The organism is Streptomyces sp. NPDC052016, assembly GCF_044548445.1.
Lineage (GTDB): Bacteria > Actinomycetota > Actinomycetes > Streptomycetales > Streptomycetaceae > Streptomyces.
Map to the genome: position 1 here is coordinate 165905 of NZ_JBIUBX010000016.1, position 13489 is coordinate 179393.

The 13489-nt window shown below is 73.0% G+C and carries 13 protein-coding genes; 9 read left to right on the forward strand and 4 right to left on the reverse strand.

Annotated elements, in window-relative coordinates; all coding sequences use genetic code 11:
- Positions 1-160: 160 nt before the first annotated feature.
- Together ACIHAR_RS21305 and ACIHAR_RS21310 are read right to left on the reverse strand one after the other, a co-directional pair.
- A complete protein-coding gene (locus ACIHAR_RS21305) occupies positions 161-1426 on the reverse strand; it encodes an MFS transporter (protein ID WP_400021086.1) in 1266 nt (421 codons plus the stop codon).
- A gap of 466 nt (positions 1427-1892) precedes the next feature.
- Complete coding sequence (locus tag ACIHAR_RS21310; RefSeq protein ID WP_400021015.1) at positions 1893-3365, reverse strand: glycoside hydrolase; 1473 nt, start codon at positions 3363-3365, stop codon at positions 1893-1895.
- A 258-nt stretch (positions 3366-3623) separates the two neighbouring features.
- Here ACIHAR_RS21310 and ACIHAR_RS21315 point away from each other — a divergent pair, with 258 nt between their 5' ends.
- The 4 genes from ACIHAR_RS21315 (at position 3624) to ACIHAR_RS21330 (ending at position 6874) form a co-directional block, all read left to right on the forward strand.
- Entirely contained in the window at positions 3624-4442 is an 819-nt protein-coding gene (locus ACIHAR_RS21315) for a class E sortase (protein ID WP_400021017.1), read from the forward strand.
- Positions 4443-4722: 280 nt separating this feature from the next.
- Positions 4723-5028, forward strand: coding sequence for a DUF6412 domain-containing protein (locus ACIHAR_RS21320; protein ID WP_400021088.1), 306 nt, complete (start codon positions 4723-4725; stop codon positions 5026-5028).
- Between the two features lie 121 nt (positions 5029-5149).
- The gene (locus tag ACIHAR_RS21325; protein ID WP_400021090.1) at positions 5150-5878 is read left to right on the forward strand and encodes a YidC/Oxa1 family membrane protein insertase; all 729 of its coding nucleotides are present in this window, start codon (positions 5150-5152) and stop codon (positions 5876-5878) included.
- 138 nt (positions 5879-6016) lie between these two features.
- Positions 6017-6874: a fumarylacetoacetate hydrolase family protein gene (locus ACIHAR_RS21330; protein WP_400021019.1), complete on the forward strand. Its 858-nt coding sequence runs from the start codon at positions 6017-6019 to the stop codon at positions 6872-6874.
- A gap of 122 nt (positions 6875-6996) precedes the next feature.
- Here the strand turns inward: ACIHAR_RS21330 and ACIHAR_RS21335 are convergent, their stop codons facing one another.
- Both ACIHAR_RS21335 and ACIHAR_RS21340 read right to left on the reverse strand, forming a co-directional pair.
- Entirely contained in the window at positions 6997-7503 is a 507-nt protein-coding gene (locus tag ACIHAR_RS21335) for a heme-degrading domain-containing protein (RefSeq protein WP_365467257.1), read from the reverse strand.
- Entirely contained in the window at positions 7500-8567 is a 1068-nt protein-coding gene (locus ACIHAR_RS21340) for a Gfo/Idh/MocA family oxidoreductase (RefSeq protein WP_400021022.1), read from the reverse strand. Before ACIHAR_RS21340 ends, ACIHAR_RS21335 begins: the two co-directional genes overlap by 4 nt.
- A 95-nt stretch (positions 8568-8662) precedes the next feature.
- Between ACIHAR_RS21340 and ACIHAR_RS21345 the strand changes: the two genes are divergently transcribed.
- From ACIHAR_RS21345 to ACIHAR_RS21365, 5 genes are all read left to right on the forward strand, one after another.
- Positions 8663-10147: an ROK family protein gene (locus tag ACIHAR_RS21345; RefSeq protein ID WP_400021092.1), complete on the forward strand. Its 1485-nt coding sequence runs from the start codon at positions 8663-8665 to the stop codon at positions 10145-10147.
- 106 nt (positions 10148-10253) lie between these two features.
- Positions 10254-11084 (forward strand): hypothetical protein, encoded by an 831-nt coding sequence (locus tag ACIHAR_RS21350; RefSeq protein ID WP_400021024.1) that lies wholly within the window; start codon positions 10254-10256, stop codon positions 11082-11084.
- Between the two features lie 126 nt (positions 11085-11210).
- Positions 11211-11990 carry an HAD-IIA family hydrolase gene (locus ACIHAR_RS21355; RefSeq protein ID WP_365467263.1) on the forward strand — a complete coding sequence of 260 codons (780 nt, stop codon included), beginning with the start codon at positions 11211-11213 and terminating at the stop codon, positions 11988-11990.
- 147 nt (positions 11991-12137) lie between these two features.
- Entirely contained in the window at positions 12138-12683 is a 546-nt protein-coding gene (locus ACIHAR_RS21360; RefSeq protein ID WP_400021027.1) for a hypothetical protein, read from the forward strand.
- A gap of 2 nt (positions 12684-12685) precedes the next feature.
- The gene (locus ACIHAR_RS21365) at positions 12686-13345 is read left to right on the forward strand and encodes a class F sortase (RefSeq protein WP_400021029.1); all 660 of its coding nucleotides are present in this window, start codon (positions 12686-12688) and stop codon (positions 13343-13345) included.
- Positions 13346-13489: the final 144 nt, after the last annotated feature.

The window sequence follows — 13489 nt, forward strand, 5'->3', positions numbered from 1 at the left end:
TGTGCCCGCCGTGTCACAACCCGTTCCGGATGTGCCCGGCATGCCCGTTGCGCCGTTCGCCGATCGACGCGGTCACTCGTCATGAACCGTCATGAACCACCATGAACCGGTTCCAGGGGCTGCGTCGTGAGCCGCATCACGGTCGCCGCGCAGGGCCATCTCACCCGGCCGCAGGGCGGTCAGCCGTCGGTCGCGCGTCGTGCGAGGCCGGAAGCTCCCGTCCCAGGCGGGCGAGCGGGGACAGAGCCATCACCAGCGGGGACAGCATCATGCCCGCGGCCGTCACCAGGAGGCTGGTGCGCAGGCCCCACTCCTCCGCGAGGAACCCTCCGAGCAGAGAACCGAGCGGGGTCACCCCCATGCCGGCGAACGTGATCGTCGCGGCCGTGCGGCCCTGCATCCCGTCCGGAGTGAGGGCCTGGCGGACGGCCATGACGGTGACGTTCACCAACTGGCCGCCGGCCCCGAACACGAAGCCGGCCGCGAGGAGCGCCGCAACCGTCACCGCGGAGGAGCCGTGCAGCGCGGGCACACACAGGAACACGCCGTCGCCGAGTGCCGCCGCGCACACGAGCACCGCGCCATGACCGAACCGGCTCGGCAGGCGGGCGGCCAGCACCGAGCCCAGGAGCGCGCCCGGTCCCGCCGCCGCGAGTGCCAGCCCTACGACGGTGCCCGACAGGTGCAGTTCCCGGGGCAGGAAGAGGAGGTAGACGGTCATCACGGCCGCGAAGGAGAACTGGAAGACGGCCGAGGCGAGGCACACGGTCCGAAGCGCGGTGTCGCCGGCGACGAATCGCAGTCCCTCCAGAATCCGCCGCCAGAGCCGACGATGGTCTTCGGGGCGCTTCGGGAGCGATTCGGTTCGGCGGATGCGCCGGATCGACAGGAAGGACAACGCGAAGAACAGCGCGCTGGAGGCGGCAGCGATCGGCGCCGACAGCAGGGACACCAGCGCACCGCCGAGGGCGGGACCTCCGATCTGCGCCGCGGACCGGCTGCCTTCCAACGCACTGTTGCCCCGCACCAGTTGGTCGCGTTCCACCAGCCGTACGAGAGACGCCTGGTAGGCCACGTCGAAGAACACGGACAGGGCTCCGACCGCGAAGGCGAGCGCGAGCAGGCCGGGCAGACCGAGCCAGCCGACGAGGCCGGCCACGGCGGCGGCGCCCAGGGCGAGCGCCCGGCCGAGGTCCGTGAGCACCATCGTCGTGCGGGTCCGCCACCTGTCCACCCACGCGCCGACGAAGAGCGAGAGCAACAGGATCGGCGCCTGCCCCACCGCACGGAGGACGCCCAGTTCGCCGGCGCCGGCGTGGAGCGTCAGGACGGCGAAGAGCGGCAGAACCACCAGACTTGCGTGTTCACCGAGTTGGGAGGCTGTCTGCCCCATCCAGAGACTGCGGAAATCGGCGTCCCGCCACAGGCTTGACGGAACAGGGCGACCGGAAACGGATACAGCAGGGGAAGCAGAAGAGGAAGCCGACGACTCAGAGGAGGCGGAGGAAGCAGGGGAAGCGGACGGCACGGGAATCCCTTGGGTTGCCGACGACGAGGCCCGCCACCGAGCACACGAAAGGTGCACCGGCGGTTCGGGCAGGGAAAGGCTCGCTGTGCCGCAACATCAAGGGCAGCACGCGATGACGGGCCGGTCACGGCCTACGACGTCAACGCGCGCTCGGAAGACCGACCATGTCTCAGCTCCTCCTGGGTGACTCGCCGCGCCCAACCTAGCCGTCGGCGGCCCGGCGCGAAAGGCGGCCTCGCCCGTCTCTCCGCGGTCCGCGGTCCGCGGTGGCCGGGCCCGGGCCCGCGAACCGAGCGGCTGCCCGGTACTGCGGGAGCTCGGCCCCGGCAGCCCCTACCGCTGCCGGGGCCGAGGGATCACGCGCCTAGATCGTCACCCCGTCGATCTGCAGCGTCTGCACCGCCTTCGCCGCGAACGGCACCGCCACCGACTTACCGCTCAGGAACGTGTTCGCGTACGCCCGGTACTGGTCCCCGCCCGTCGTGACCGTGTTCCAGCGGGGGACCAGGCCGCCCGAGCCGCCGCTCACGGTGGAGAAGCGGGACAGGTCGAAGGTGAGGGTCTGGGCGGAGGTGGAGGTGTTCAGCGCGACGATCACCAGGCGGCGGGCCGTCGCGTCGTAGGCGGCGGCCGCGTAGCTCACGCCCGTGTCGAGGATCCGCATGCCGGGGCGGATGTGGCGGCTGAACTGGGCCATCACGTAGTGCTTGGTCTGGACGGTCGTCGGCTGGAGCGTGTTCGCGTCGTACGCGATCATCGCCCAGCCCGTCGACGGGTCCATGACCTGCCAGTAGCACCAGGCCGTGGGGTGCAGCCAGCGGAAGTCGTAGAGCAGGTTGAAGGCCATGGTGTAGCCGGTGCCGTCGCTGTCGCCCGTCTCCGAGTTCCACAGCTTCTTGCCGGACGTCGTCACCACGTCCGTGTAGAGCAGGTCCCGGCGGCCGCCCGAGCCCTGGTAGCCGTGTACGTTCACCTGGCTGACCAGGGCCTTCGTCGAGGAGCCGAACGACGCCCATGTCGAGCGGGCGGTGTCGTAGTTCGTCTCGTCGGAGGCCGCGACGCGGATGCCCGTCAGACCGCGCTTGTCCAGCTCGCTGCGCATGTAGGGGAGTACGGCCGCCTGGACCGCCGGGTCCATGTGGCAGCCCTCCTGCGTCCCGGTGGCCGTCCACCAGGACGAGGCCGGCTCGTTGAACGGGTCGACCGTCGCGAAGTTCACGCCCCAGTTGTTCCTGGCGTACAGGGCCGTCGCCGCCAGGTGGGAGGCGTGCTGGCGGTAGTTCCAGGACTGGAGGTTGTTGCCGCCGTTCGCGGCGCCCGACGGGTTGTGGTTCAGGCACATCCACCACATGGGGGAGTTGGCGAACAGCTCCGTCGTCGCGCCCCGCTGCACCGCCTTCTGCAGCATCGCCCGCTGGTTGGCGTCCGCCGTCCAGTCCCAGGCCGAGGAGGTGGGGTCCTCGTTGTTCCAGTCCTGCCAGAAGCCCTCGATCTGCTTGAAGCCGGGGATGTTCGGCGACTCGACCATCGCCTGCCCGTCGACCGTGTTCCAGCTGCACGCGCCGAGGTTGTAGCGGGCGATGGTGAGACCCAGGCCGGGCAGCGCCGTGCCGTTGTACGTCACCGAGTTGGTGGTGAAGAAGAGGTCGGCGAAGTCGTTGCGGGAGCCGAAGACGTTGGCCCACCAGGCGAGGGAGGTGCCCCAGCCCTCCCATGTTCCGTACGACGTCGACGGGTTGACGGCGATCGTCGCGTCGGCGTGGGCGGTACCCGTCGCCATCGCGCTCCCGAGGAGCGCGCCGCCCGTGGCCGCCAGCAGGGTTCTGCGTCGGATCATGACTTCTCCGCTTCACTCGACAGAGAACGGGCCCGGCCGTCCCGACCGGTCCGCGCTCGTGCGGGGGTACATGAGTGCTGCAGCGCGTCACGAAGCATCGGGTGTGGCGCGTGCTGTTGTCGAGGGTTCCGACAGCCCTTTCTCAAACCTGTGGAGGAAGGTTCGAGGGGACGAACGGCGGCGCCTCTCTGGAGACCTCGTCTCCCGGGCCCTATCGTGCGGGCGGCCCCGTAGGCGCCCGGCGCAGGAGGTGTCCGCGTGCGCGTCCCCGTCGTACACCACCGCATCCGGCGGCGGCGTGCCCGGCGCCGGCGCATCCTGTGGAGTGGGGGCGAACTGCTCGTCACGGCCGGGGTGTTGGGGCTGCTCCTCGTCGCCCACCAGTTGTGGTGGACCAACCGTGAGGCGCGCGAGGGCGCCGAGCGGAGGGTGGATGCCCTGGAGCGGGAGTGGAGGGACGGTTCCGGGTACGGGGGGCAGGCCGCCCCCGGTTCCGGCTCCGCCCCCGGGTCCGACTCCGGCTCCGGCTCGGAGGCCGCCGTCGGCCCGGGGGCCGACTCCGGCTCCGAGCGGGGGAGCGGCACCGGGCGGCGGTCCGGCACGACGACGCCTCCGCCCTCCCCCTCCCAGGCCTACGCCATCCTCACCATCCCCCGCCTCGGTCTCCGCGCCCCCGTCGCCGAGGGCACCAGCAAGCGGAACGTCCTCAACAAGGGGTACGTCGGCCACTACGCCGGCACCCAGCAGCCGGGCCAGAACGGCAACTTCGCCCTCGCCGGGCACCGCAACACCCACGGCGAGCCGTTCCGGTACCTGAACCGGCTGCGCAAGGGCGACGAGATCGAGGTGACCACCAGGACCGCCGTCCACACATACGCCGTCGACGCGGTCCTGTCGCGGACCTCGCCCCGCGACTCGGGCGTCCTGCGCCCCGTACCGCGCTCGCTCGTCCACCCCTCCCGCGGCTACGACGCCCCCGGCCGCTACCTCACCCTCACCACCTGCACGCCCGAGTACAGCTCCCAGTACCGACTGGTGGTGTGGGGCAAGCTGGTGTCCACGCGCGTCCGTTCCTAGGGACCCCGGGGCCGTCCCACAGGGAAAGGCTCGCCGCCCTGGCGAAGGGCGTGGGGTTTCGGCCGGGGTCGACGCCTTCCGCCGACACCGCGGGGAACCGTCACACCGGTCCCGTACGTCCTCATGGTGTCGGGGCCGGAAGCCCGGCCGGAGACAGCGAGGCGAAGGAGGGGGAGCACGGGTGATCAGCGACTGCTCCACCGCCCCGCATCCCGCCGCCCCTCGCTCCGCCGCCCCACGGCTCACAGCCCTGAGGCCCACCGCCCCGCGGCTCACAGCGCTGAGGCTCACCACCCTGCGTCCCCTCGCCGTCCTCCTCTTCTTCCTCCTCGACTTCGCCCTCTTCGACGCCGGCGGGCTCTCCGCCACCGTCGCCCTCGCCGCGACCGCCGCCGCCGGTGCCGCGCTCGCCGTCTGCTCTCTCGTCGCCGCGCGCTGCGCCCCCGCCGTGCCGCCCACCCGGGTGCGTACGGCCATCCGCGACCGGGACCGGCGTACGGCCTTCCTGCCCCAGCGCGACCCCGACGCCTCGGGCCGGCCACGGCCCAGGGCACCCGGGCACGCCCTCCCGACGGCCGTCGCGTAGGGCACCCCGGCACCCCTCAGCACTCACCCGTGGGTGACCCCGCGCGGGTCGTCATGCCGCCAGCCACACCTGTTCCGGCACGACGAGACCCCCGGAGGGCTCCTCACCCATGTCCGTGTTCCTGTCCGCCTTCGTCCACCTCGTCGAGCGGTTCGCCGACCTGCTCGAACCCCTCTTCCACGCCACCGCGGCCGCCGCCGCGATCGTCCTGTTCACCGCGCTGGTACGGCTGCTCGTCCACCCCCTGTCCCGGGCCGCGGCGCGCGGGCAGAAGGCCCGGGCCGCCCTCCAGCCGAGGATCGCCGAGCTGCGCAAGAAGCACGCGCGGAACCCCGAGCGGCTCCAGCGGGCGGTCCTGGAGCTGCACGCCAAGGAGCAGGTGTCCCCGCTGTCGGGCTGCCTGCCGAGCCTGCTCCAGGCGCCCGCGTTCCTCCTCCTCTACTACGTCTTCTCGCACGCGTCGATCGGCGGCGAGTCCAACGACCTGCTCACCCACCGGCTCCTCGACGCACCCCTGGGGGACCGCTGGACCGACGCCCTCACCGCCGGCGGGGCGTTCGGCGGCGCCGGGCTCGTCTACCTCGGGCTGTTCGCCGTCGTCACGGCGATCGCGACTTTCAACTACCGCCTGTCCCTGCGACTGACGGCGACCAACCCGGCGATGGCCGCGGCCGCCGGCGGCGAGGAGGTGCCCGGGATGGGCGCCGTCACCAAGGTCATGCCGTTCCTGTCCTTCCTCACCCTCGTCACGGTGGCGGTGGTGCCGCTGGCCGCCGCCCTGTACGTCGTCACCAGCACCGCCTGGAGCGCGGCCGAGCGAGCCGTGCTGTACCGGCCGGAGAGTGAGTGACCGGCCGGTGAGGGGCCGGTGACGGTCCAGTAGGTGAACCGGGTCTTGCGGAGTGGACGCCCAGCTTGGACGATCGACCAGTCCTCCGATGGCTGCACACATCGGCGGGCGCCCCCGCGATCGAGGGAGATTGTGATCATGAAGCTGCTGCGAGTCGGTACGGCGGGCGCGGAGCGCCCGGCGCTGCTCGACGCCGAGGGAACCCTGCGGGACCTCTCGGGCGTCGTGGACGACATCGACGGCGCGCTGCTCGCCGACGACGCGGCGCTCGGCCGCGTCCGGGCCGCCGCCGAGTCCGGCGGGCTGCCCGCGCTGGACGCGACCGGGCTGCGGATCGGCCCGCCGGTCGGCCGGATCGGCAAGGTCGTGTGCATCGGGCTCAACTACCACGATCACGCCCGCGAGACGGGCGCCGAGCCGCCCGCCGAGCCCGTCGTCTTCTTCAAGGCGGCGGACACGGTCGTCGGGCCGTACGACACCGTGCTCGTGCCGCGAGGCTCCACGAAGACCGACTGGGAGGTGGAGCTGGCGGTCGTCATCGGGCGCACGGCCCGTTACCTGGAGTCGGCCGAGGAGGGGCTCGCCCATGTCGCCGGGTACGCCGTCGCGCACGACGTGTCCGAGCGGGAGTTCCAGATGGACCGCGGCGGCACCTGGGACAAGGGCAAGAACTGCGAGACGTTCAACCCGCTGGGTCCGTGGCTGGTGACGGCCGACGAGGTGCCCGACCCGCAGGCGCTGTCGCTGCGGTTGTGGGTCAACGAGGAGCTGAAGCAGGACGGGACGACCGCCGAGCAGATCTTCCCGGTCGGGGAGGTCGTGCGGTACGTCAGTCGGTTCATGACCCTCTACCCCGGTGACGTCGTCAACACGGGGACGCCGGCCGGGGTGGCCTTCGGGCAGCCCGAGCCCAAGCCGTACCTGCGGGCCGGGGACGTCGTCGAGCTGGAGATCTCCGGGCTCGGCCGTCAGCGGCAGGAGCTCAAGGACGCGTAGGCGCTCCGCCGGGGGGCGCGGGGGACCGGGGTTGTTCGTTGGGCGCGGCCGGCCATGGCCGGCCGCGCCCAACGCGGCGGAGCCGCATGTCGGTACAGCCCCGCGCCCCTTCAGGGCCGGGCTCAGCCCAGGTACTTCTCCAGGAACTCCTCCAGCGCCTCCACCACGAAGCGGTGGTCCTCCAGTTGCGGCAGGCCCGACACCGTCACCGCGCCGATCACGCCGACGCCCTCGACGTTGATCGGGAAGGAGCCGCCGTGCGCCGCGTACTCGTCGAGGTCGAGGCGGGAGGACTCCTCGAACGTGGTGCCCTTGGCGCGGTAGCGGGAGCCCACCAGATAGGAGGAGGAGCCGTAGCGCTCCACCACCCGGCGCTTGCGGGCGATCCAGGCGTCGTTGTCCGGGGTGGAGCCGGGCAGGGCCGCGTGGAAGAGCTGCTGGCCGGCGCGGTGGATGTCGATGGCGACCGGGGCCTGGCGCTCACGGGCCAGCTCCACCAGGAGCGAACCGAGCGCCCAGGCGTCCTCGTGGGTGAACCGGCGGAAGACCAGACGCCGTTCCTGGGCTTGGAGCTCCTCCAGGGTCGGGGTGATCTCCGGGGTGAACTTGGGGGTGATCTCGTGGGTCACAGCGTCACCGTCACTCCGTCTCGTGCCGAACGGCGGGCCGCCTCGAGTACGTCGAGGGCGGCGGCCGCCTCCAGGGCGGTCACCGGGTTGGGGCCGCCGTCGGTCAGTGCCTTGGCCACCGCAGCGTAATAGGCGGGGTAGTCCCCGGGCAGGGTCTCTACCGGGCTTCCGCCGCCGGTCAGCGGGGACTCGCCGGCGCCGACACGGCCCCAGAGGGACTCCGGCTCCGTGCCCCAGGCGGGGCCGGGACGCAGGCCCTCCCGGAGGGCGGCCTCCTGCGGGTCCAGGCCGTACTTCACGTAGCCCGCCTGCGAGCCCAGCACCCGGAAGCGGGGGCCGAGCTGTGCGGTCGTCGCGGAGACGTGGAGGTGGGAGCGGACTCCGTTCGCGTGCGTGAGCGCGATGAAGGTGTCGTCGTCCGTCTCGGCGCCGGGCCGGCGGACGTCCGCCTCGGCGTGGACGCGCGTCACGGGGCCGAAGAGGACCAGCGCCTGGTCGACGACATGGCTGCCGAGGTCGTACAGCAGACCTCCGATCTCTGCGGGGTCGCCCGACTCCCGCCAGCCGCCCTTCAGCTGCGGGCGCCACCGCTCGAAGCGGGACTCGAAGCGGTACACGTCGCCCAGCCGGCCCTCGGCGAGCAGCTTGCGCAGGGTGAGGAAGTCGTTGTCCCAGCGGCGGTTCTGGAAGACGGAGAGGAACAGGCCGCGCTTCTCGGCGAGGGCGGCGAGCTCACGCGCCTCCGCCGCCGTACCCGCGATCGGCTTGTCCACGACGACCGGGACGCCGGCCTGCAGGGCGGCCGTGGCGAGCGGGACGTGCGTCTTGTTCGGGGAGGCGATGACGATCAGATCCAGGTCGCCGGCCCGGGCGAGGAGCTCCTCGGGGGTGGCGCTGACGCGTACGTCCGGGAACTCGGCGCGGGCCTGCTCCTGCCGCTCCGGGTTCGAGGTCACCACCGTGTCCAGGGCGAGCCTCTCGGTGGCGGCGATCAGCGGGGCGTGGAAGACGGAGCCCGCGAGGCCGTAGCCGATCAGGCCCACGCGGAGGGGAGTACCAGTCATGGCCCCCACTTTCGCAACGCTGTTGCCAAAGTGCAAGCGCGGGGGAGAATGGGCGTGTGAACAGGACGAACGGCGGCCCGGGCCAGGGGCGCGGCATGGCGGGCGGCACGGCGGGCGCGAACCTCCTCGCGGTGCGCAGTCACAACACCGCGCTCGTGCTCGACCTGCTGCGTACGGCAGGCCCGGACGGCATCAGCCGGCTAGAGCTCGCCGAGCGCACCGGGCTCACCCCGCAGGCGGTCAGCAAGATCACCGCACGGCTGCGGGAGGAGGGGTTCGCGGCGGAGGCGGGCCGCCGCGCCTCCACGGGCGGCAAGCCGCGCACGGTCCTGCGGCTCGTCCCGGGCGCCGCGCACGCCCTCGGCGTCCACCTCGACCGCGACGAACTGCGGGTGGTCCTCGTCGAGCTGGACGGACGGGTGGTGGCGGAGCGGCGCGTACCGCTCGACCTGGGAGCGGGCGCGGAGGCCGTGGTGGGTGCGGTGGCGCGGGAGACGGAGGAACTGGCCGGCGCGGTGCTGAACGGCCCCCTCGGCGGGGTGCCGAGGGGGTCGGGTGATGGAGCGCCGGGGGCTTCCGACGACGGTCTGCTCGGGGCTTCGGGGGGTGGGGTTTCTCGGGATCCCGGCGACGGTCTGCTCAGTGCTTCGAGCGGTGGGGTCTCGGGGGATCCCGATGACGGTTCGCTCAGGGCTACGGGTGGCGGGGTGGCGGGGGATCGCGGCGACGGTCCGCTGACGGGCTCGGGCGGCGGCCTGCCCGGGGCTTCGGGTAGCGGGGTGGCGGGGGATCCCGGCGACGGTCCGCTGACAGTCTCGGGCGCCGAGGCGCCAGGGCATTCCGGCGGCGACTCGCCGAAGGAATCCGGCGGCGGGGTGCCCGAGGAATCCGGCGACGGCGTACTGAGGGGTTTCCACACGCTCCTCGGCGTCGGCGTCGCCCTCCCCGGCCCCCTCGACCACGTCCACGGCGTCCTGCACCGCGTCACCGGCTTCCCCGAGTGGGACGGTTTCCCCCTGCGGGACGCGCTCGCGCGGCGGCTCGGGGTGCCGGTCGTCGTCGACAAGGACACCAACGCGGCCGCCCTCGGCCTCGCCGTCGGCGGCGAGCGGGGCTCCTTCGCCTACCTCCACCTCGGTACGGGGCTCGGTGCCGGCCTGGTGATCGGCGGGAGCGTGCACCGGGGGGCCCGCACCGGCGCGGGCGAGTTCGGACACCAGGTCCTCCAGCTCGACGGACCGCCCTGCCCCTGCGGCAACCGCGGCTGCGTCGAGGCGCTGTGCCTGGCCGCCATCGCACGCGGTGACGTGGCCGAGGCGGCCCGCGTCCTCGGCACGGCCGCCGCCAACCTGGCCGGCCTCCTCGACATCGACCTGCTCCTGCTGGGCGGCCGCACGGTCACGGCCACGCCCGCCCCCTTCGTCCACGGAGTCACCGCCGTGCTCACCGCCCGCGCCCACCGCGAGGGCGCCCCGGAGCGCGCGGTACCGGTACGGCTCGCCCCGGGAGGCGCCCGCGCCGTGGCGGAGGGCGCGGCCCAGTTGCTGCTGGGGCCGGTGTTCGGACGGGGGCCCGGCTGACGGGCACCCCGGGGGGACGGGCGCGTCCGCCGATCGAATGGATGCGCACGACCGTACGGAGCGCCGACGCCCCCGGCCCCGCCTCCTCCGGCAGGCTCACGTGTTCATGCGACTGTGCACGCCCGTCTCCCTCTGCCTCGCCGCAGCCGCCGCCCTTCTGCCCGCGTCCGCGCACGCGGAGTCCGGCCCGAGCTGCGGCGGTCCGGACACCGGCGACTTCCCGCTGACCACCCGCCTCCACGGCGGCCCCGGCTCCTACCGGGCCGGCGGCGGATACGGCACCTGGTACCTGGACCTCACCAACACCACCGGCCGCACCTGCGCCGGCGTCCACCCGGTCGTCGTCCTCGTCGATGCCGAACGCGCTCTGCAGCCGTCCCAGCCCCACCTGGAGTTCTACGCCGACGGCCGGCCCCACCCCGTCCACTTCGAGACGACCGACGAGGACGAACTCGTCGGGGCGCTGACCGGCCGTCCCGCCGAGGAACCCCGGACCGCCGGCGCGACCCCGCCCGCCGCCTTCGCCGGCTTCACGGTCCCCCCGGGCGAAACCCTCACCGTCAGGCTGCGCCTCGCCCTCACCTCGGACGCCGTGCCCAACGAGATCACCGCCAACGCGGCGGTCGTCCAGCGGCACGGCGACGACGGCGAGTGGGTCGGGCAGTCGAACGACTACCGCTTCACCGTCGAGGCCGGCCCCCGCCCCGCCAGACCCGAGCCCGAGGCGTCGACCACCGCCTCCGCCTCGGCCACCGCTTCCACCTCGATCACCGCTTCCGCCTCCGCCACCGCTCCGGCGACCGGCCTGCCGTACCTCGCCGAGGAGGCCAAGGAACTCGCCCGCACCGGGCTGACCTCCCCCGCCGGGGTCCTCGCCGGCACCGTCTGTCTCATCGCCGTGGGCGCCGCCCTGCTGGTGGCGCGCAAACGGCGCTGAACGCCGGGCGGCGAGGCCCGCCGGGGTCTCCGAGCGCGGGGAAACCGGCCATTCCCTCATGATCGGGCCTGTGATTAGGCTGGGGCGCACGCAGCACCGCCTCGCGTACGGCAGGAGATCCCGCACATGGCAGACCGCAAGCCCATCGAGTCGTGGCTCACCGACATGGACGGTGTGCTCATCCACGAGGGCGTTCCGATCCCCGGCGCCGATTCCTTCCTGAAGAAGCTGCGTGAGTCGGGCAAGCCGTTCCTCGTCCTCACCAACAACTCGATCTACACCCCGCGTGACCTGCACGCGAGGCTGCGCCGCATGGGCCTGGACGTGCCGATCGAGAACATCTGGACGTCGGCGCTGGCCACCGCCAAGTTCCTGGACGACCAGCGGCCGAACGGCTCGGCGTACGTCATCGGCGAGGCCGGACTGACCACCGCGCTGCACGACATCGGCTACATCCTCACCGACCACGAGCCGGACTACGTCGTGCTGGGCGAGACCCGCACGTACTCCTTCGAGGCCATGACCAAGGCGGTCCGGCTGATCAACGCCGGCGCCCGTTTCATCTGCACCAACCCGGACGAGACCGGCCCCTCCACCGAGGGTCCGCTGCCCGCGACCGGCGCGGTGGCCGCCCTGATCACCAAGGCGACCGGCAAGAACCCGTACTTCGCGGGCAAGCCGAACCCGCTGATGATGCGCACCGGGCTGAACGCGATCGGTGCCCACTCCGAGAGCAGCGCGATGATCGGCGACCGCATGGACACCGACGTGCTGGCCGGCATCGAGGCCGGGATGCAGACGTTCCTGGTGCTCACCGGCCTGACCCGGCCCGAGCAGGTCGAGGACTTCCCGTACCGCCCGTCGAAGGTCGTCGACTCGATCGCGGACCTGGTGGAAAGGATCTGAGCGATCGCGTGGACGGGGTCGCGGACGCGTCGGAGACGGACTTCAAACATCTCCCGGGAAAGCTGACCCGTTCGGAGCAGCGGGACCCGCTCCGGAGATGCGGGACGCGCCCGTCGGGGGGAGCCTCCAGATAGCTGGAGGTTCACGATGAGTTCAGTCAAAGCAACTCTCTGTGCCGGAGTGGCGATCGTCGCCACGTCGCTCGTCCCGACGGCATACGCGGCGGACGGCGGAAGCGGGGGCGGCGAGGTCTCGGTGACCCCGTCCACCCCTTCCCCGGGCGACGAGGTCTCCCTACGGGTCAAGGGCTGCTCCGGGATGACGGCCACCGCCGCGTCGGCGGCGTTCGTCTCGGACGCCCGGCTCGTGGGCGCCGGCGGCACCCTCGCCGGCGAGACCCGGGTCCGCTCCTCGATCGGCCCCGGTTCCTACGCCGTGACGATCACCTGCGCCGACTTCCGGGTCAAGGGCACGCTCAAGGTCGTGCCGGGGTCGGCGGCCGCCTCCGCGTACGCCTCTCCCGTCGCCCCGGTCCGTGCGGGCGGCGGCGGCGCCGCACCGCTCGCCGCCGCGGAGGAGGCCCGGTCGGACGTACCCGGTACCGCCCACGCCGTCGTCGGACTGGTGCTGGCGGGCGTCGCCGCCGTCGTCGTGGCGCTCCGGACGGTCCGCCGGAGCCGCGGAACGGACTGACCATGTCCGATCAAGAGCGCTCCTCCGGGCGCCTGCTGACCGGGGTGGCCTGGGCGCTGCTCCTGCTCGGGCTGTGGCTCTGGGGGCGCGAGGTGACCGATGTGCACTCCGGGACGTCCGCGGCGACCACCGGTGACATCGCCGCCGTGGGCCGGCCCGGGGGCGCCGAGCTGCCGCCCGCCGCCGAGCCGCTGCGCGCGGCGCTGCCGCGGCGCGTCGACATCCCCGAGCTGGGCGTGCAGGCGCCGGTCGTGGCCCGCGGCCTGGACGCGCGGGGCGCGATCGATCCGCCGCCCTACGACCAGGCGGGCGTCGTGGGCTGGTACGCGGCGGGCGCGAAACCCGGTGCGGCCGGCACCGCGCTGATGGTGGGGCACGTCGACACCGAGACCCGGCCCGCCGTCTTCTACAAGCTGAGCACCCTCGAGGCGGGAGAGACGATCAGGGTGGTCCGGGACGACGGGAAGGTAGCGGAGTTCACCATCGACGAGGTGGAGGTGGTCCAGCGCGACCGCTTCGACGCCCGCCGGGCCTACGGCACCCGCGCCTCGGGCCGCGCCGAGCTGCGGCTGATCACCTGCGGCGGCACCTTCGACCGGGCGAGCCGCAGCTACACGGCGAACGTGATCGTGTCGGCCTACCTGACCGGGACCGTCGTGTGACGGGGAGAGCCCTGTCCTACCCGATCGGGACCGTCGTGGGACGACGGGGACGCCCGGCGCAGAGGCGACCGGCACGCACAGCCCCGCGTACGCGGCCCGCGCTCACGGCCGTCGCGAGCGGCACAGAGCCCGAGCAGCAGAAAG

Coding starts and splice junctions, on each gene's coding strand:
- ACIHAR_RS21355 (WP_365467263.1), top strand. CDS start 11,211: ATGGCAGACCGCAAGCCCATCGAGTCGTGGCTCACCGACATGGACGGT.
- ACIHAR_RS21360 (WP_400021027.1), top strand. CDS start 12,138: ATGAGTTCAGTCAAAGCAACTCTCTGTGCCGGAGTGGCGATCGTCGCC.
- ACIHAR_RS21330 (WP_400021019.1), top strand. CDS start 6,017: ATGAAGCTGCTGCGAGTCGGTACGGCGGGCGCGGAGCGCCCGGCGCTG.
- ACIHAR_RS21345 (WP_400021092.1), top strand. CDS start 8,663: ATGGCGGGCGGCACGGCGGGCGCGAACCTCCTCGCGGTGCGCAGTCAC.
- ACIHAR_RS21365 (WP_400021029.1), top strand. CDS start 12,686: ATGTCCGATCAAGAGCGCTCCTCCGGGCGCCTGCTGACCGGGGTGGCC.
- ACIHAR_RS21350 (WP_400021024.1), top strand. CDS start 10,254: ATGCGACTGTGCACGCCCGTCTCCCTCTGCCTCGCCGCAGCCGCCGCC.
- ACIHAR_RS21340 (WP_400021022.1), bottom strand. CDS start 8,567: ATGACTGGTACTCCCCTCCGCGTGGGCCTGATCGGCTACGGCCTCGCG.
- ACIHAR_RS21310 (WP_400021015.1), bottom strand. CDS start 3,365: ATGATCCGACGCAGAACCCTGCTGGCGGCCACGGGCGGCGCGCTCCTC.